11 protein-coding genes are annotated in these 19,229 nt (G+C 35.2%); 4 read left to right on the forward strand and 7 right to left on the reverse strand.

Features of this window, described 5'->3' with window-relative positions:
• Positions 1-577 precede the first annotated feature (577 nt).
• Both KORDIASMS9_RS11995 and KORDIASMS9_RS12000 read left to right on the forward strand, forming a co-directional pair.
• On the forward strand, positions 578-2,746 hold the full coding sequence (locus KORDIASMS9_RS11995) for a family 16 glycosylhydrolase (protein ID WP_114903068.1): 2,169 nt from the start codon (positions 578-580) through the stop codon (positions 2,744-2,746).
• A gap of 268 nt (positions 2,747-3,014) precedes the next feature.
• Positions 3,015-5,417: an outer membrane beta-barrel protein gene (locus KORDIASMS9_RS12000; RefSeq protein WP_114903069.1), complete on the forward strand. Its 2,403-nt coding sequence runs from the start codon at positions 3,015-3,017 to the stop codon at positions 5,415-5,417.
• Between the two features lie 180 nt (positions 5,418-5,597).
• Here KORDIASMS9_RS12000 and KORDIASMS9_RS12005 read toward each other — a convergent pair whose 3' ends face one another.
• Both KORDIASMS9_RS12005 and KORDIASMS9_RS12010 read right to left on the reverse strand, forming a co-directional pair.
• Positions 5,598-6,968 (reverse strand): carboxypeptidase-like regulatory domain-containing protein, encoded by a 1,371-nt coding sequence (locus tag KORDIASMS9_RS12005; RefSeq protein ID WP_114903070.1) that lies wholly within the window; start codon positions 6,966-6,968, stop codon positions 5,598-5,600.
• Positions 6,969-7,106: 138 nt separating this feature from the next.
• Positions 7,107-7,772 carry an alpha/beta hydrolase gene (locus KORDIASMS9_RS12010; protein WP_114903071.1) on the reverse strand — a complete coding sequence of 222 codons (666 nt, stop codon included), beginning with the start codon at positions 7,770-7,772 and terminating at the stop codon, positions 7,107-7,109.
• Between the two features lie 231 nt (positions 7,773-8,003).
• On the opposite strand from KORDIASMS9_RS12010, the gene KORDIASMS9_RS12015 reads away from it, so the two are divergent.
• Positions 8,004-8,309 carry a hypothetical protein gene (locus KORDIASMS9_RS12015; RefSeq protein WP_162819910.1) on the forward strand — a complete coding sequence of 102 codons (306 nt, stop codon included), beginning with the start codon at positions 8,004-8,006 and terminating at the stop codon, positions 8,307-8,309.
• Positions 8,310-8,385: 76 nt separating this feature from the next.
• Here the strand turns inward: KORDIASMS9_RS12015 and KORDIASMS9_RS12020 are convergent, their stop codons facing one another.
• From KORDIASMS9_RS12020 to KORDIASMS9_RS12035, 4 genes are all read right to left on the reverse strand, one after another.
• Positions 8,386-9,024, reverse strand: coding sequence for a hypothetical protein (locus KORDIASMS9_RS12020; RefSeq protein ID WP_114903073.1), 639 nt, complete (start codon positions 9,022-9,024; stop codon positions 8,386-8,388).
• A 6-nt stretch (positions 9,025-9,030) separates the two neighbouring features.
• Complete coding sequence (locus KORDIASMS9_RS12025) at positions 9,031-11,727, reverse strand: hypothetical protein (RefSeq protein WP_114903074.1); 2,697 nt, start codon at positions 11,725-11,727, stop codon at positions 9,031-9,033.
• A 7-nt stretch (positions 11,728-11,734) separates the two neighbouring features.
• Entirely contained in the window at positions 11,735-13,453 is a 1,719-nt protein-coding gene (locus KORDIASMS9_RS12030; protein WP_114903075.1) for a hypothetical protein, read from the reverse strand.
• Positions 13,454-13,613: 160 nt separating this feature from the next.
• On the reverse strand, positions 13,614-14,705 hold the full coding sequence (locus KORDIASMS9_RS12035; protein ID WP_114903076.1) for a serine hydrolase: 1,092 nt from the start codon (positions 14,703-14,705) through the stop codon (positions 13,614-13,616).
• Positions 14,706-14,786: 81 nt separating this feature from the next.
• On the opposite strand from KORDIASMS9_RS12035, the gene rimO reads away from it, so the two are divergent.
• Entirely contained in the window at positions 14,787-16,088 is a 1,302-nt protein-coding gene (gene rimO / locus KORDIASMS9_RS12040) for a 30S ribosomal protein S12 methylthiotransferase RimO (RefSeq protein ID WP_114903077.1), read from the forward strand.
• 569 nt (positions 16,089-16,657) lie between these two features.
• On the opposite strand, the gene KORDIASMS9_RS12045 is transcribed toward rimO, so the two are convergent.
• Entirely contained in the window at positions 16,658-19,135 is a 2,478-nt protein-coding gene (locus KORDIASMS9_RS12045; RefSeq protein ID WP_114903078.1) for a M14 metallopeptidase family protein, read from the reverse strand.
• Between the last annotated feature and the right edge of the window lie 94 nt (positions 19,136-19,229).

A 19,229-nucleotide genomic window follows, 5' to 3' on the forward strand; every position in this document is an offset into this window, starting at 1 on the left:
AAAGAATATCTGCTATATTTTATGGCAGTATTACCTCAGATTTTCCTAGAAGACTATTATATAATCCTCCTAGCAACAGTGAGTATTGGGTTTATAGCGGGCTATTTAATTCAGTCTAAGAAAGTATTTCTTAAAATGATGATTATACAGCTAATCGTTATTTCTATACTCTTTTATCTACATCATGATCGAATAGCGTATATAGAAACTATTTTGCAAAATCTCGGTTTGAGTTTGATATTAATTCCAGTAATTTTTATTGTATTCAATACATTGAATATAGCCATTCTATTCTTTTTTGGATACAAAATTCAAGATCTGATTGCAAGCAACCATATTCAACAAGAATGACAATAATCACGTTCCCGTTTGCAAGAGGAAACAAACATTCTTTTGATTTTCTTATCCCATTACTTGAAGAAAAAGTATCCTTAAAAAGTAATAGAAAATCTAGGGAGAAGAGCCAAAGGGATAGAACCTTTGATCATTACATTAGAAGAAGTAGAATGGGTATTAATCATAATGTAAAAAATGGTAGCACTACATCTCTTTGAAAAAAAAAGACAATTCCTAATATATGAATATTAAAACAGGAACTACATTAAAGCGGAAATTTAACCATCTGTCAAAATATATATCTAGAAAATTCTCCAAACAGGAAACTCTCACTGTTTTTGGAGACAATGAAGAAACTATCAATGCTATTTATGTATTAAACTTGGATCATCAGAAGAAGAGATGGACCAATATGCTGAAAGAGGTAAAGTATCAAAAAGTGAAAGGTATGAAAAATCTAAGCCATTTCACGCAAAGAATCTCCGCAATCAATGGATCTAAAATGGATCTGGATCAAGTAGATGCTTCTCAGATTTTACAAGAATATTCTTTAAAAGAGTACTATCATGTAGATCCAGACCCAAGGTTACTCTCAATACTTAGATCCAAAAATCTAAAACTAAACTTGACGCGACCAGAAACAGCTATTGGACTTTCACATATTAAAATGTGGAGAAAGATAGTCGAAGAAAATAGTGCATACGCTTTAATTTTAGAAGATGATATCTTCTTTGAAAAAGACTTTGCAAAGGTCTTAAATCAAGTCTGGAGAGAATTACCACAGAATTCAAATAAGCCAGTATTCGATTTCTTATACTTGTCCTATGAGGAAGTAAAAACAGGAATGGTTAAGGATAATTATTCACAAAATTTAGTACAACCACACAAAGGATTATGGTGGTTTTCTGGTTATGTTTTGTCTTTAGAAGGAGCTCAAAAGTTACTTGCTCAATTACCCATTCGGAGTCCGGTAGATGTTTGGATCAACTTTATTTTTTCCAAACTCAATGTCTATGCTGTCAAAAAACCCATTATCAATCAGCGAGAAGATATTGACTCAGATAACGTTTATTCAATTCTAACAATGCTTAACCAAACGAATGACAGGTTTGATAAGAAAAAAGGAAAAACTCCTGTTTTTGTTGTGGCAGAAAGCAGTACTTCCTCAATCCTATTAGGTGAAGTATTGAAAATTCTAGGATACCGATGCTGTATGAATACGTATGGAGATTTTACAGAAGATGTAAACAAATCAATTGAAAGAGGTAACCCTTTACAATTTGAAGCTTTTTGTGGATTTGAAGAGATTCTTAAGAAACCTGAAGCACTGAAAAAATTACCATCCAATTCAGTATTCATAGTTGTCAAAGACGCAACTGAAAAGGTTGAAACTACTCAGAATTACTTATTTCAAGAGGTTGTAAAATCCATATCAGAAATTAAACAAAACAGGTGTATGATGCTAGACATGCATACATTAAACGACTGGCAAGAAATCTGTGAATTCTTAAATTGTGAAACACCAAGCTTCCCACTTCCGAAGTCCGAGTTGCTTCAAAAGAGTATAGATACCGAGCTGCTCAATTTAAAAGAAGTAACATTAGTTCCAGTTCAAGCTAGAGATTATACAGAAATAAAGTTTGATTTGTCACCATGGATCATACCTTTTAACAAACGCCACTATGTAAAAAAAAGAGAATATCCATTAAAAAATGCTCGATTAGTAGGGAAGTATACGAAAATTTTAGAAGATGATTTTTCTTCATTTAATGAATCAATCTGGACTAAACTTGAAGATACCTTCAAAGGAAATCTGTGTTTATTTTCAAAAGATAATTTTTTACTAGAAGAAAAAGCAGGTTGTAGCTTTGTTCTAAAAGAAGAAAAAACAGCTCATCGGGAATTTACTTCTGCTTCTATTGTGACACAAAATAACTATAGATACGGAAGATTTGAAGTTGAAATGAAACCAGCAAAAGGCAGTGGAATCGTTTCTGCCTTTTTCCTATTTAGATACAATCCCTGGCAAGAAATAGATGTTGAGTTTTTAGGAGATGACACTACGAAAGTGATGTTTAATATTTATTACAATCCCGGAGTTGATGGAGTTATGTATAACTATGGAAACAAAGCAGCACCTATAAAAATTGATCTTGGTTTTGATGCGTCTTTAGCGTATCATACATACAGTATAGAATGGGAACCTCATGAAGTAAGGTTTTATGTTGACACCGTTCTTGTTCATGTGCGAAGCACGTGGATGCCAAGTTTGATTCCAGATTTACCATTGCAATTTTATTTCAATATATGGGCACCAGAAAATAAAGATTTTGCGGGACCTTTGGCGAATAAGAGTTTACCGAAAAGTTCCTATGTGAGAAATGTAAAAATGTATTCATGGTCTCACTAAAATAAATCGTAAAGCTTTATAAATCAGCATCAAAAGAATAAAATTTTTTTCAACTTTTTAAATTCGCCACATAGATATAAAAAACAATAGTCGATATTTAGTTGCAAAAACACACAATATGTAGGTAAAAATTCTTTCAAAAATTGACAACAAATCGAATGGATATGTTATATTTCAGGAATTATAAAATTGTAAACAAAACACTTTTATACTTCCAAAAATAAGAGTGAAATAAATTGGATAGAAATAATTTTTTAAATAAATAAAAATGAAGAAATTAATAACCTTATTGTCACTATTAGTAACTATTTCTTTTTATGCTCAAAATGCTGAGGTAAAAGGACAAATAAAAGATGATCAAGGAAATGAAATTGCTTTCGCAAACATTGTCTTTAAAAATAAAAAAGATTCACTAAAAGTTTTTGGAACTATTGGAGGTGAAGATGGAAAATTTAAATTAAAAATTCCTAGAGCAATCTACACAGTGGAAGTCTCTATTGTTGGCGTAAAACCTAAGCTAATTACTTTAGACGCTAGTCAAAAAAGGAAAATAGATATGGGTATTATTGAAATATCTTCCTCCGTTGCGTTGGATGCGGTCGTCGTAAAAAGTAATCCTTCGAGTTATAAAATTGACTTAGAGAAGAAAGTTTATGATGTATCAAAGGATATTACCGCAAGAGGTGGAACGCTGGCTGAAGTTATGCAAAACTTACCATCTGTTCAAGTTGAACCCGATTTAAGTATAAGCATTCGAGGAGATTCTAATGTTCGTATTTTGGTAGATGGTCGCCCCAATGGTTTAGCTTCTACAGCAAATTTATTTTCAACCATTCCAGCTAGTTCTATAGAACGCGTTGAAGTCATTACAAACCCATCTTCTAGGTATGCAGCTCAAGGATCTGCAGGAATTATTAATATCGTTCTTAAAAAAGGAAAGAAAAAACAATTAAGTACAAGTTTGGAAGTATTTACAGGATATCGCTTAAATGTTGGAACCAATGTGAATGTCTCTCAAACGGGAGAAACAGGATCATGGTATTTGAATGGAGGTGTTGGATATTCAGAACCAAAAGCCATTAATAATATTTCTTTGATCGATTTGGTGAATACCTCAGAAACTAGTGATCAAGAATCTGACAGAATTCGTAATCAAAGCTATTATTTGTTCAATGTAGGTGGACGCAAAAACTTCAATGAAAAGACAAGCTTAGTTGCGAGTGCAACTTTTAGGCAAGCGGGATCTGACAACTTTAACGAAACAACTTATAGAGATTTTACCAATAATAATTTGTCTAACAGTTCTCTTAGAGATGAGGATGAAGAAGAGGACAATACATTTGTTCAAGGAAGTGTCACTTTTGATCAGAAGTTTGCGAAAGAAGGTCACAAATTATCTATTAATACAAGTGCCGAATACACAAAATTAAAAGAAGACGCAGCTATTTCTTCTTCAGATATATTTCCTGTACAACAAAATTTAGATACAGATATAACTGGCAACGATGAAGAGATGAGTCGTTATGTGATTTCTATGGACTACATATTACCGCTGGAGAAAAATGTAACCTTCGAGCTGGGCTATCGCAGTGATCTTACCCGAATTGAAAATGATTTTTCAGTAGAAAGAAGCACTTCCCAAGGAGATGCATTTATCATTCCTGAATTTACAGACCAGACCAAATACACGGAAAACGTGCATGCATTCTATAGTCAGATCTCTAAAAAATACAAAAAGCTTGCTTTCAAATTGGGGTTGAGAGCTGAAATTTCTGATATTGATATAACTTCTGCAAGAAACAATTTTAAAGATGCAAAAAATTACACAAATCTCTTCCCATCGGCATTTATCTCTTACAATGTCAATGAGAAAAACGAATTACAGGTATCTGCTTCACGACGGGTAAACAGACCAAGAAGTTGGATGATTATTCCGTTTTCCACCTTTACTGATGAACGTAATATTTTTGTGGGAAATCCCGATATCAATCCTTCCTTTATTGTTGCCACTGAGCTAAACTATATCTACAAAGCATCTAATAATTTAGGATTCTATCCTACAGTATTCTATAGAAAAACAAATGATGAAGTAGAGTTCTTTGTAGAACGACAACAGCTTACGATTGGAAATCAAACTCAAGATTTTTTTGCTTCCACTATTGCTAACATTGGAGATTATACAGCTTACGGAGGAGAAATTGGTATGTGGCTTAAAGCTACTGAATGGTGGAATATGTGGACAGAAGTAATTTTTAATGGATTCAGACAAAGAGGATCTTTTAGAGGCGCCAGTTTTGACGGAGATGGATTGCTATTTACAGCGCGATATAATGCTAATTTTACGCTTTTTAAGTCGACGAAGTTTCAAATTCAAAGTTACTACAGAGGACCAATTGAAACAGGACAGTATAGAAGAAGAGGTTTTTATGCCGTGAACCTCGGCTTAAGTAGATCCTTATTCGATGGAAAAGGGTCTATAGCTGTCAATGTAAGAGACTTGTTTAATTCAAATAAGCGATTGGTGATAACTTTTGGAACTGACTTCGAAAGAGACCTAGAATTACAGTATAGAGTTCGACAAATTAATGTTTCCTTTACTTACAGGTTTACTAAACAAAAAGGAAAAGGTAAAAAGGGAAATCAATATGATAGTTATGAAATAATCAATTAGATCGAATCTTGTTCATTACATTACAGTTTTGTAGAGAAAAACACCCGAATTTAATTCGAGTATTTAGGTATAAAAAATATCCATCTTTTAGCCAAATATTTTCAGTATCTTCAAATCGTTTGTGCATACAATCTAAATAACATTACACAAACACAAAACAGTTTCCAACTAAAAAGGTTCTTACGAATTCCCTTTTCGTTGCGTTTTTTTAGAATTTCGTATCCGAGTTTTTGAAAACTCATTCACGTTAATACGATATACTTTTCTGGAAGGTTTGCTGTAAAAACCATCTTGAATATTTCCGCCAATAAAGTACAAACTGTCGTTGTAATAAAATAGTGTAGCCGATTCCACATCAAGATCAATAAAGTATTCATTGAGTTGTTTTGTAGTGACATTATAGGTAGATATCCTTTGGTCATTATACAAATAAATGGTGTTTCCATTGTTGGCAATGGCAGGTCGTTCCATTCCTTTAAACAATTTACCTTCTACATGCCATTTTCCGGTCTTTAAATTAAAAGATTCAATCGTATTCAAAGGTCGTTTATTAAATCCGCCCATCAAATAAATCACATCATTAATCAACACGCCGTTAGTTTCTTTTGCGGTGGGCATTTCGCCTAATTTATACCACAAACCAGAGATCATATTATAAAAATGAATGTCTTTTGTGTATTCTTTCTTGCCTCTTTTAGTAATCTTTTTAATACCACCTATTAAAATCAAATAATCACCGTACAAAAAAGAAGCAAAATTTACGGCTTGGTGTGGATTTGGCGTATCTTCTTTGATGACTTTCGATTTGAGATTGTAAATTTCAATCACATCATCCAAGTATACATTATTTCCCGCGATTCGTTTCCCACCTAGTACATAAATTTCATCCTTATAAATGTGTAAATTGTGCGCAGCTCTTTCTCTAAATTCCAAATCGGAAGTTGTCCAAGCATCTTGTTCAATATCATACATCATCATTGCGCCTGAAACATTTTCAATAGAACCTGAAACAAAATCCATTTGACTCATAAGGTTGTCAAATGTTGGTTCAATAAACTTATCATTTGTGGCGCGAATCGCTGCTTTTGAGCGATCTACTTTTTCAGAGTTTTCGCCACCAATAACATATATTTTTCCATTATGAATACCAGAAGCAAAGCCATACAAACCTTTCTCTAAAGATGCACTTTCAGTATATTTAATCTTCGCTTGCAGTTTCTTTTTGGAGTCAATTTGAACTTCTTTTAACTCCGTATTTTCAGGAACTAAGTAAATCATCAGCTTTTCGTTCGGTGTTTTCGGAATTTGTACTTTTTGAGTACTATATCCTACATGAGAAACGAACATAAAATTCGTTTGATCGTTTGTTACGTCAAGTTTCAATTCAAATGCTCCTTTAGCATTCGTTACTGAGAGCACTTTTTCATCTACAGAAATATGCGCAGCCACAATCGCTTCTTTTGTTTCCGCATCCAACACAACACCTTCTATTTGTTGCGCAAAAACACCCAACGAAAGAAAACTTAGTAACAACATGATTCGTATTCTCATAGTTTGATAGTTAACAGAAATGATTCTTAAAACTGCTTTCTTATAAAAATACTGAAATTCTATTCCTTTATGAACGATTTGAATGGAATTCGATGGTTTTTAGCAAAAAGTTAACGTTCGGGTTACACGAAACTGTGTTTACACGTGTAAGATATTTGTTATTTCGTTGTTAAGTATTTTACTAACCTCATCAGCCAAATCAACAATCATAAAATGGCCACCATTTTTTATGAGATAATTTTTTTGTCCCTTTGCAGGAATAACCTTGTCTTCATCACCATGAATCGTAATAATTTCAGCATTTTTGGTTGTTTTCTTCCATTTGGTAATGGCAAACATTCCCCATTTTAAAAAATGCAAATCGGTATCCTTGATAATTGCTTTGAGCAACTTTTTTTGTTTCGTGCCAAAGAAAAAAGCAGCTAAATGCACATTAAGTTTCAACAATCTTTTCGGAATCCAACGCACAAGATTCAATTTTCCAGCAAATCTATACAAATAGGGAAGTTCAGCACTTTTCGTTGCAGAAGAAATGACCACTGTTTTTTTAGTTTCCAACAATTCGTGCATTTCAGCAGCAATCATGCCGCCAAAACTTACGCCCACAATCACACTATTCGGTTTTGTAGCTAATTGATAGGTGTCAATCAACCGTTGTGCATACGCTTTGATGCTTTCTTTCGGTTTTGGTGCAATCCAGTCCAACGCAGTAAACTCATACTTCAATTCTAAAAAATCAAAAATGCGCTTGTCTGCACCCAATCCGCTAATTCCGTAAACATGAATGATCTCTTTTTTTGACAATACTGGTAAATTTTAAAAACACTTCACGAAGTAACAAAATTAATAGGAAATCCAGTGCATTTCACTCCAAAACAAAAATAATGTGCGTTCTTTCAAAATAAAAAATCTACTTTCAACAGCAATAAAAAAAAGGTATTTCTCTAGTTATGAGTTTGTTGAAAAGTGGCAACTTTATTTTTTGGCATGTTAATTGGTAACTACTACCACATTAACCATAAAACAATACACATTATGAAAACAAAACCAATTTTCTTAGGACTGCTACTTACTTTATTTTTCAGTCTATCAATGAGCGCGCAAAATCCTGGTCACAGTCAAGATGTACGGGATTACAAAACTCAAAAAGGGAAAGAAATTGCCATTAAGAAAACAAAAAAGAAGTTAAACGAATTGTGTGCTAGTGGATATACAATCACACGAAAAGAATTGTACAAAGGCGGCACTTGGAAAATGCACTTTACCACAAGTTGCGGTCATAAAGGCGAAGTTCATTTTAAATATGATGGAAATTACAAAGAAACCATCTATCACAATTAAAAAATATAAAATTTAAAAAAAGCACACCAGACATTGCGCTAAGTCGAAATGCGGTGTGCTTTTTTTATGTGTAAAATTACGCTTCCAATTGCGGAGTATTACTATCAGGTTTTTCTCCTGTGGCAATTTCAATAACATCTCCTGCAAGCGTTGTAATCAATCCGCCAGCGCGCACCAAAACTACAATTGCATAAAATGGATGTTTGTTGATAGGCGCATATCCTAAACCAGCAGGTAAATAATGAATTACCAACCCAATAAAAGACATTTTTAATAATTGTTTTGGTCTAAAACCCATAGCAACAATCATAACTGCAGCGCCAAGTGTGCAAAGACCAGGTTTTAAAAATTTAATCGCAAATTTGGCCACTTTTCCAGGACTTGCCGTGTCAAGTGCCATCATTCCCAATAGCATGGATATTAACAAAAGATCGAGTACTAGTATGGGAACTAGAATCCATTTTAAAGCGGCGGGAATTTCTACTTCTCTTGTGTATAAAAGTCCAATAGTCCAAAGTGTACCAATAAGTCCAAGTACTGAAACTACTTTGCTAATCGTTCCAACAAAGCCTAAATCTGTTTCAGAAGCATCAGCAACTTCTTCTACGGGATAAAACAACAGTTCTAAACCGGCAATGGCAATTCCGCTTATAGCAAATATCTTATCTACATCATCAATGATAGTTTGATCTGAGTTATTTATATCTTGTGTCATGATTGTTTAAGTTAAGTTAAGTTTAAAAATAGTACTACCGCGTTTCACAAATTCTTCTTCCGTTTTACCATCGCCAAAAGGTGCTTTTCCTTCACCAATTTTGAAGAGAATCGTTGCTGGAATCGCCACAAATAAGCACATGACATCTAAAAAAGTTAATTCGTCACTTTTTGTGATTGATTTGTATAACGGTGTAATGATCGGAATTTCCCATGGCTTGTTGAGTCCAACCTGTGCTAGACTGATTAAGGTATCAAGCGAAACAAAAATTAAATCCATTAGTTGTTTGACTAAAAATAAGCTCAATCCTGCGAGTTTTTGAAGCAACAATTTTAGAAAGTCTAAAAAAGTCAATTCGCCTTGAATCATCTTTTTAAAACCATCAAAAATAATATCCATTTGCAGTTTAAAACCTTCTCCAGATTTGACCAAAATAGCTTTCAGTTGACTCGCAAACGATTTAAAAACTTCAGTAAAATCGGTTGGAATTTGAGATTGAATTGATGTTCCAGCACTATCGTGTAAATACTCCTTTTTAGAATTCAACCAATTCGATCGTGGATCGGCTGTATTTTTCTTTGAAGGTTCCGAAGGATCTACTTTGCCCAACGAATCAGGAATATCTACCAATTCGGGAGAAAACTTTTCAATTTGTTTATCTAGCGTATCATCTACAAACTTGCGAATGTTTTTTATTTCATCTTTAAGAGAAATGATTGCGGAGTTAGTAAAATTTTTAAAAGCATTTTTAGTAGCCACAATCGCGTCCCAATCAAACAGAAACGCCAAAAACTCAAACAAATCTTTAAAAAACACTTTAATCGCATCAAATATTTTCTGAATAAACGCGCCTATTTCGCGAAGCGTTGTAGCAATCCAATTAAATACTTGTTCTCCAATTTTAATGACAAATTTTACACCTTCACTGACTTTTTCGATGATGAATTCTGCCGCGTGTTTGGCACCATCCCAAATGGAATGTAAAAAATCGCCCAAAGTGATTCCATGATGTTGTGGAATGCTTGTGGCTACACTGCGACGCATTTGCGCATTTGGAGCAACAAGCGAACCAACCGTAAACGACGAACGTTTTAATTTTGCATCACCACTTTCCATGGTTTGGGCAGCAGCCAACATGTCTTGAATTCCTGCAGCAGCGCTGTTTAAAGTGTCTATATTTGTTCCTTCAGCAACTAATAAGTCACCGTTTTGTTTGCGTGCTCCGGCCAACGCTTCTCCGGAAGTTACTTTGGTGCCTAAATCTTCCAATACTTGATGTGCCAAATTGATCGCGATCGTTTTTTTGAGAAAATCAGCATTGAGTAAAATACGACACGAAGCAATATCTTTTACGGGACAAATCACGGTGAATTCAGCCGAAACATTTAACGGAATAGCTACTTCATGATTTGGTCCAATATGATAACTTTCACTATTTACGTACACAAACAAATTGCTTTCTGCGCTCAATTTCACCTGCAAACCTTGAAACGTTTTCATGGCTTTACTGTTGAATCGGATGTGTGCCGAATACGATGCCACTTCTTTTAAACTATCAATTCCTTTAATCGTTAAGGTTTTCTTATTCCATAAAGTGGTGGTCGCATCTTGCCATAAACTGGTCAGTTCACTTCCGTGAGATGTGTTTATGGAAAATAATTGGTTGCGAATGCCATTGCCTTTTACACAGCAAAATTGTTCGGCGTCATCTGCCATCACGATCGGTTGTGTCCATGTATCAGCAACAAATTCGTGTGATTCTTGATCGAAAAAATGATTCGTTTGATAGTGCAAGCCTTTTTCATTGAGCGACCAAACACTATGATACTCTTCGTTGCGCGCGGCGCGAATTCGCGTAATCGCTTCAAACGTACCAGGCAATTTAATAACATCTACTTCTTCGTCTTCAATACTAGAAACAAATTGATGAATATTTTTTCCGGCAGCATACACAATATCATTCATATCGTCTGATTCTACTAAAGCAAAACAGTTGACAGTGTCGTCACTTTCAAAACGCGCTTTGGAGGTTTTTCCATATACTTCATCTGGAAACGACTGAAATACAAACGAGCGTTCTTTGCCAATATCATACAACATAAAAACACCATCGTTGTATTGAAAATTCCCCAATTCAAACTGAATAATTTTCATTCCATTTTCAATCAGTGTAAACGGTTGTGGTGTTAAATCGTCCAAATTGGCCACATAATAGTTGGCATCTTTTTGTGCTTGCGTTGTAGAAAACACTACTTTTTCAGCACCAATGGAGACTTTATTGATGACTTCCGACGCATCGGCAGCTTCCATTGAAGACCACGACAGACTCTTGTCGAGTGTTTCAAATTGTGTGGCATCAAGCGGAATTTCATCAGAAACCCACACTTTATTGTCTTCTACCTTGGCAAGTTGAAAATACTCTTCGTCCGTATTATATTCAAGTTCAAATGACGTTACTTTTCCTTCTGATAATACCAATTGTGTCCATCCAGAAGCGGAACCTTCTGAACGTAAAATACCTTGTAATTTTCCTGTTGTTGTGAGGCAAAAAATAAAAGGTTGTTCGGGCGCGACCATTAAGGAGCGAATTGTGGTTCCAGCTTCAATGGCAGATTCTGGAAAATAGTTTTGCATCAATTCGCTTTGAAAGTCAACAGTTACATTGTCGTCTTTCGTGATTTGAAATTTTGGATCTACTTTCATAAGGCGTTTATTTTTCTATTACAGGAGCATACGCAATGTCGTACGCCACCACATCTTGCTTATCTTCAATACGTAAGTTTTTAAAAGTATATATATTTCCTAGCGGAAGAATGACTTTGTTGGTTTGGTTTAATACATCTATATCATTCAGTTTGTCAATCAACTTTGTAGAATCTGCGGAGCCTGCCTTGCCCAAATCCACTGCAATTTGGTTTACAATCGCATCTATAATGGCAAAAACCCATGTAACCACTAGCGAAATTACTTTTAAAATGATGGTTAACACATCTCCACTAAAAAAGTTAGGATCAGCATCATACGCTACTAGCGGCTTGGTAAAATTGTGATCTAAATCGAAACGCCCTTTTTTTCCAACGGTGATGTTGAAATCTAAATAGCCAGCAGCGCCTGTATTTTTTACACTGTCTTTTGTGTATTCGCCATTTGTAGAGAGTGAAATGTATTTTACTTCGTGCTCTCCAAAAAGCTTCATAATTACGTGTACTTCCACTTTAATTTCAATTCGATAGCGCACTGTAATGCCGCTATTTTTTTTATTTTCTGTGGATTCACGAGTTATGGTATAGGTAGTTTCAATTTTGTCATCAATATGTTTGTCACTTTTTGTGAGCACCATCACATTGTTTTCAAAACCGTGACTGAGCTTGACGCCATCAAGATTTTCAAAAATGGATTGTACATACGAATCCAGCGATTTGATATAGGTGTTGAAGTGCTTATTTTGAATGGAAAATACGCCATCAGTGGTGCTGCCTGTATCTATTCCCAATTCAATTAAGCTTTTTGGAAGAATTCCTGCTATAGCATTTGTGGGCGGTTTGGTATCATTCAACATCATTAAAAAATTGAGCGCACTAAAATCACCTGGTCTTTTGTCTTTATTACTATACGACGTGGAAAATGCTAGTGCCGTTGGTTGAAACATTGCTTTTTCGGTAGCTTTGATCTTCTTTCGCTGAATTCCATAACCCAATACATACGGATTATCACTTCCAGAGATTGTCATGTTAAAATAGTTGGTGATGGCATTTTGAAATTCAACGCTGCTATTTTTTGGCAGTATACTTTTAGAAGTGTCGAAACTTGAAATATTTGCATTTTCAAAATTTAAGAATAGACTATGAATCGTAAAATCGTCATCAGACAAACCGCTTTCACGAATAATGGTTTTAGCGCTTTCTCCAGCATCTAAAATCATGTTGTCTTTAGAGACTTTAATTTGCCCAATAGGCACTTTAAAAACGTATAAAACATCTTTCAGATCAAATATAGAAACAGCTTTGGTTTCTTCTTTTCGGTAGTATAATTTACCACTTTTAAATCGAATTTCGAGATTGACTTCTTTCGTATTGTCTTTAATAAAACTCACTTTTGGAGCATCCAAAACGGCTTGCCAACCAAACGTAAAATTTAAGTTTTCAGACGTAACGCGATCCATCAAATTTCCGATTTCGCGCCAATTATTAGCTTTTTTGGCTGTTTCAATCTCTTTTTGAATGGCGATCCAACTGTTTATTTTTTTTTTGATATCTGCTTCCTGATCTGTAATATGGAAATCCGTATCATCCGCAGTTTTTCCACCCAAAACGCCCCATTCTCTGTGAATGATATGTCGTCTGCGCAATTGGGAAAACTGATAATTAATGGTGTTTTGCGACAAGGCGAGTGCCATGTCATAACCGGCAAGTGTTTCGTTTCCTTTCATGTTGGCTATTAAAAATGATTAATACTATGTATTTAAAACAATTTGCTCTGGTAGGAGGAGAGCTAGATGTTTTTAAATTTATAGTATGCAATTTAAAGTGGAAAACGCAAAAAAAGAAACGTATAACTACGTGATTTTAAAAATGGAAATAAGTAAGAGTTTAATTAATAAGCAGGTTTATCTTTCCCCAAAGTACATCATCAAAGTCAGAAAGTGCAAAATTTTCATCATCCGCAGCATTTCCCATTCGGATGATCACCAAATCTTTGCTCGGAACTACATATATTTTTTGATCATTTTTACCCAAGGCACAAAATAGGTCTTGCGGTGCATTCGGAATCAATTCGCCAGAAAACTCCAATTGAATTTGTGGCAAACGATACGAAGTTTTTCCATTCAACCACCATAAATACCCATACGCTTGGTTGATGTTTTGTGAAGTTGTGGTCGCTTCCGCTAGAAAGTTCTCAGGGATAATTTGTGTTTCATTCCAACGTCCGTTTGCAGCAATCAACAAACCAAATCGCGCCATGCTTCTTGTCGTACTCCAATAAACATTGGCGTTTCCTGTTTGAATCCACGCACCTGTCATGCCAATGCGGTTTTTCAATTTTGTATTAAAATAATCATCCCAAGTTTGATTGCTCGCGGAAGCAATGACATCTTGCAATTTTACAAAAACACCATGATATGCCCAACGTGTTCCTGCATCAGCGAGATATTGCAAATCGTTTGGCGCAATGCCATCACCCAAACTATCATCCAAACCAGAAGTCATAGATAGTAAATTTTTACAGGTAATTGAGTTCTCTTTTTCTAACGATGCGCTTGTCCAACCTGTTCCAATATGATCAGAAACCTTGTCGTTGAGGTCAATGAGACTTTCTTCTTGCGCAATTCCCGCAACAGTTGTCGTTAAGGTTTTTCCAGCACTTGCCCAATACCAAGGAGAAGTTTCCGTATGATTGTCAAAATAATTCTCTACTACAATTTTTCCTTTGTGAAGGATGATGAAGCTTTTGGTATTTTTTTCTTCGAGATAATTTAAAAGTGGCAACAATTGATCGGCATTCCAGTTCAATTCATTGACACTTGTAGTTTCCCAAGAATCTGAATTATTTGGAGGAAAATAGAAGGATTCATCGACAATCTCAGGCGTTTCTTCTAGTGGAATTTCATCAGTAGCTTCCGAGGAACAATTTGTCAAAAACACTAAAAAAAGCAATGGGAATTTATAAAACAGTCGGTTCATCTTTTACGATTTTGATTTTAGACTGTTAAATATACCAAAGGTTTAAATTAGATTGTATCTTTGCGCACTGAATTTTTGGATATGAGAACGAAGACTTTAAAGAAAAATAAGATCAATGTTGTAACGCTTGGTTGTTCGAAGAATGTGTATGATTCTGAAGTATTGATGGGACAATTGAAAGCGAACGGAAAAGACGTAGCACATGAAGAGGAAGGTAATATTGTAGTGATCAATACCTGTGGATTTATCAATAACGCCAAAGAACAAAGTGTGAATACGATCTTGGATTTTGTGCAGAAGAAAGAAGAAGGTGTCGTTGATAAAGTTTTTGTAACAGGTTGTTTGAGTGAACGCTATAAGCCAGATTTAGAAGCGGAAATTCCGGATGTAGACCAATATTTTGGAACGTCGGATTTACCACGATTGTTAAAAGCGTTGGGAGCCGATTATAAACACGAATTGATTGGAGAACGCATCACTACAACGCCAAAAAATTATGCTTATTTAAAAATTGCAGAAGGCTGCGATCGTCCGTGTTCGTTCTGTGCCATTCCACTGATGCGAGGAAAACACAGATCAAAACCAATGGAAGAATTGGTGACGGAGACTGAAAAATTAGCCGCAAAAGGTGTCAAAGAATTAATTCTTATTGCACAAGATTTAACCTACTACGGACTCGATTTATACAAAAAAAGAAACTTAGCCGAATTGCTTCGCGCATTGGCAAAAGTAGAGGGCATTGAGTGGATTCGTTTGCATTACGCGTTTCCAGCTGGTTTCCCGATGGATGTGTTAGACGTAATGAACGAAGAACCAAAAATCTGTAATTATTTAGACATTCCATTGCAACACATTGCAGACGATATGTTAAAGTCGATGCGTCGCGGAACGAATCAAGCAAAAACTACAAAATTGTTGAAACAATTCAGAGCTGCAGTTCCAGAAATGACCATTAGAACTACATTAATTGTTGGATATCCTGGAGAAACGGAAGCACATTTTCAAACGCTTAAAAATTGGGTTGAGGAAATGCGCTTTGAACGTTTAGGTTGTTTTACCTATTCGCACGAAGAAAACACGCATGCATACAATTTGGAAGACGATGTGCCGGAAGAAGTGAAGCAAGATCGTGCCAATCAAATCATGGAAATTCAGTCACAAATTTCTTGGGAGTTGAATCAACAAAAAATTGGACAAACGTTCAAATGTATCATTGACCGAAAAGAAGGCAACTATTTCGTCGGTCGTACCGAGTTTGATTCACCAGATGTGGACAATGAAGTCTTAATTGATGCTACAAAATTTTACGTGAAGCAAGGAGAGTTTGTAGACATCAAAATTGTTGACGCTGCTGACTTCGATTTGTATGGTGAGCCGGTTTAGTTGGTTGTGAGATTTTAGTATTGAGTATTGAGATTGTTTCAAACTTCATTATGAGGAGTTTGCGACGAAGTAACCTGTTTTTTTATGCTAAATGCTAAATGCTAAATGCTAAATGTTGAATTGCTTCGCCTTTAAGAGCCTTTCTTTATCAAACATAAACCGTCATATCGAGTGAATTTCTGCTAAGAAATTAGTATCGAGATATGCTATGGAATTCTAAATTTAACATGTAAAATTTTAAATGTAAAAGTATTTGAAACTTCATTACGAGGACTTTTCGACGAAGTAATCTGTTTTTTTTATGCTAAATGCTAAATGCTAAATTTTAAATGTTGAATTGGCTTTCAAAAGTTCCAATAAGTTTCAAAGTACTTCTCGATAAAAAATTTCTCCGAAATTTCACTCGAAGTGACGGTTAGAAAGTGCTAAATAATACTTTTAAAGACCCAAGACCCAAGACCCAAGACCCAAGCTAAAAGCTAAAAGCTAAAAGTGCCAAAGCGCGCTCTAACAGCGGAGCGATCTAGTATCTAATAGCAAAGCGGTCTAATATCTACGAGCAACGCTAACTACAATTCAAACGAATTATTATTCACCATAAAAATTGCATTGGCAAAAAACAGCTTCCCATTTTCCCAAAAGGCACGAAACATAGGATTGTCAACCATATAAATCATGCTACCTTTTCCAATTCTTTTTTCACCGAAAACCAACGTGTTTTTGATGTTTTTCTTTGCTTTATAACCAGCAAAACCAGAAACAGGAGTATTCTCTTCCAAATACGAAACCGTATAGCCATCTTTAATATAGTCATACGCAGCACTTCCTAATTTCAAAGTAAAATAGGAATCGTCGTACCCAAACGCTAACGGATGAGTCGTGTCTACTTTTGTTTTAAAAATTGCACCTGTGATGTAGTTAGAAATATTTTGACGTTCACCTTTGGCATACGCGATAATATCTTTTTTCTCGTCGTCTTTTTCCTGTTCTTTTTTCTTCAAACCAAACCCTTCTTTCCCTTCAAAAGTACGCAATGCACCTTTCATAGCAATGACTTTTCCACCGCGCGAAATCCAGTTTTTCAACGTTTTCAATTGTTTTGCATTGAAGATTTTTCCATAATTTCCATCAGGAAGAATTAAAATATTGAACGAGTGCAATGTGTTTGCTGAGAAATTCTCAGAATTTACATTTGTCACCGGAAACTTTAATTCTTGCTCAAAAAAGTACCAAAGTTCTCCAAAACCTAGTGATTGTGTTCCTTTTCCAGACATTACTGCTACTTTGGGCATTTTAATTTCCTTGATATCAGGCGAACCCATATCGACACCATTATCCGAAAAATTAGAGGAAAGACTAGTGAGTGCAATTTTGTGTTCTGAAGCCAAATCAATCACAGTTTTAGCGTATGCTTCGGTATTTTTATGATCACTTTTTGTGATGATTAACGAACCTTTTTCAAAGGTAGTTCCATTAGACACAAACGTTTTTTCGCTAAAACGCACACGGATTCCTTTTTGTAATAACTGACTTAAAAACGCAGCATCTTTTATCGTATTCCAAGGGGCGACATACGCAGATGCATTTGCTTTGTAAAGTTCGTCGGGTAACTCTTCTATAGTAATTGTTGCATTTGGTGAAACGATTGTTTTCGAAGCTGTTGTTTTCAATCCATAAGCATACGGAAGACTCCAAGCTGTGATGTCGTATGTTAAAGAGTCACTCAGCTTTGCATTGGGTTCAAACAATACTTTTACCATATTGGCTTTCGGCTGATTTGTACTTACGACTAAGGCATCCGTAACATTTTTCGATTTCTGAGAACTCGTTTCATAGTCAAACCCTTTTACAGTTCCGTTAGAAAAACCATATCTAATTTCATGTCTATCTAATAATTCAGTAAGCTTTAGAATGCGATCTTGATTTCCTTCCAATACATAACTTTTATATTCAAAATCTTTTTTGGCGAAGTATTTTTTGAACTCTTCATTTAACTTAGCAACATTCTTTGAAGAAATTTCTACGGTTGATAATCCGGTCGTATGATGATGCAGAATACGATCTTTTAACGTTAATAAATCACCTTCATCGTTCGTAATTCCCAATCCGGCACGACCATGTCCTGCTTGCTCGTAGGTCATTCCAATAGCACCGTTAAACGTTGGGTAGGTATCTCCATAACTTGGATAAAACAAATCGAAACGTTCACGTGTAAAATACAGCCAGCCTTCTTTGTCAAAATAGCCTGCATGATTTTTTCCTATTTGTGTTTGAAAATCGCGCTGCCAGTCCGTAATCACTTCGTGAAAAGGTTCTGCCGCAGGCGCAAAATAATACGGTTCGTTAATGCCTTGTTCGTGAAAATCAACATGAATATGTGGCAACCACTGATTATATACCATCAAACGTCGGCGTGTTTCTATTTGTGTTGCCCACGCCCAATCTCTGTTCAAATCAAACAAATAATGATTGGGTCTTCCGCCTGGCCAAGGTTCGTTGTGTTCTGTTGCTTTTTGATGCGAATTAAACGGCACACTCGCTACTTGATTGTACCAATTTACATATCGGTCGCGTCCATCAGGATTGATACACGGATCTATAATAACAACCGTATTTTGCAACCACGCTTTCTTGGAAGTAACCAATTCGTATATGGTTTTCATAGAAGCTTCTGTGCTAGACGATTCGTTTCCATGCACATTATAACTCAACCAAACAATGGCTTTATTGGCTGAAGACTCTGCTGTTCCAAGTCCTGCATTTGCCAAATGGTTTTTACGAATACGATCTAAATTTTCTAAATTTTCAGGTGCGGATACAAAAGCAACCTGCAGCAAGCGATGTTCGTTTGTTCTACCATATTCTTCCAAATGAACCATGTCCGTATTATTTACTAAATACTCGTAATAATCCATTACGCGATGATGATTCGTAAATCGTGTGCCTAATTCATAGCCTAGAAATTCGTCTGGCGATTGAATATTTTGTGCAAAAATTGTGGTGGCAAAGAAAAAAAATGAAAGTAAAGTAAAAAAGTGTCGTCTCATTATGTTGGATAAGTTATATAAACCTCAAAGCTAACTAATATAATTTTGAAAAAGAATATCTTAACGAAATTTTGAGAAAATCGAAATCAAATAA

It is taken from the genome of Kordia sp. SMS9, from assembly GCF_003352465.1.
Classification (GTDB): Bacteria; Bacteroidota; Bacteroidia; order Flavobacteriales; family Flavobacteriaceae; genus Kordia.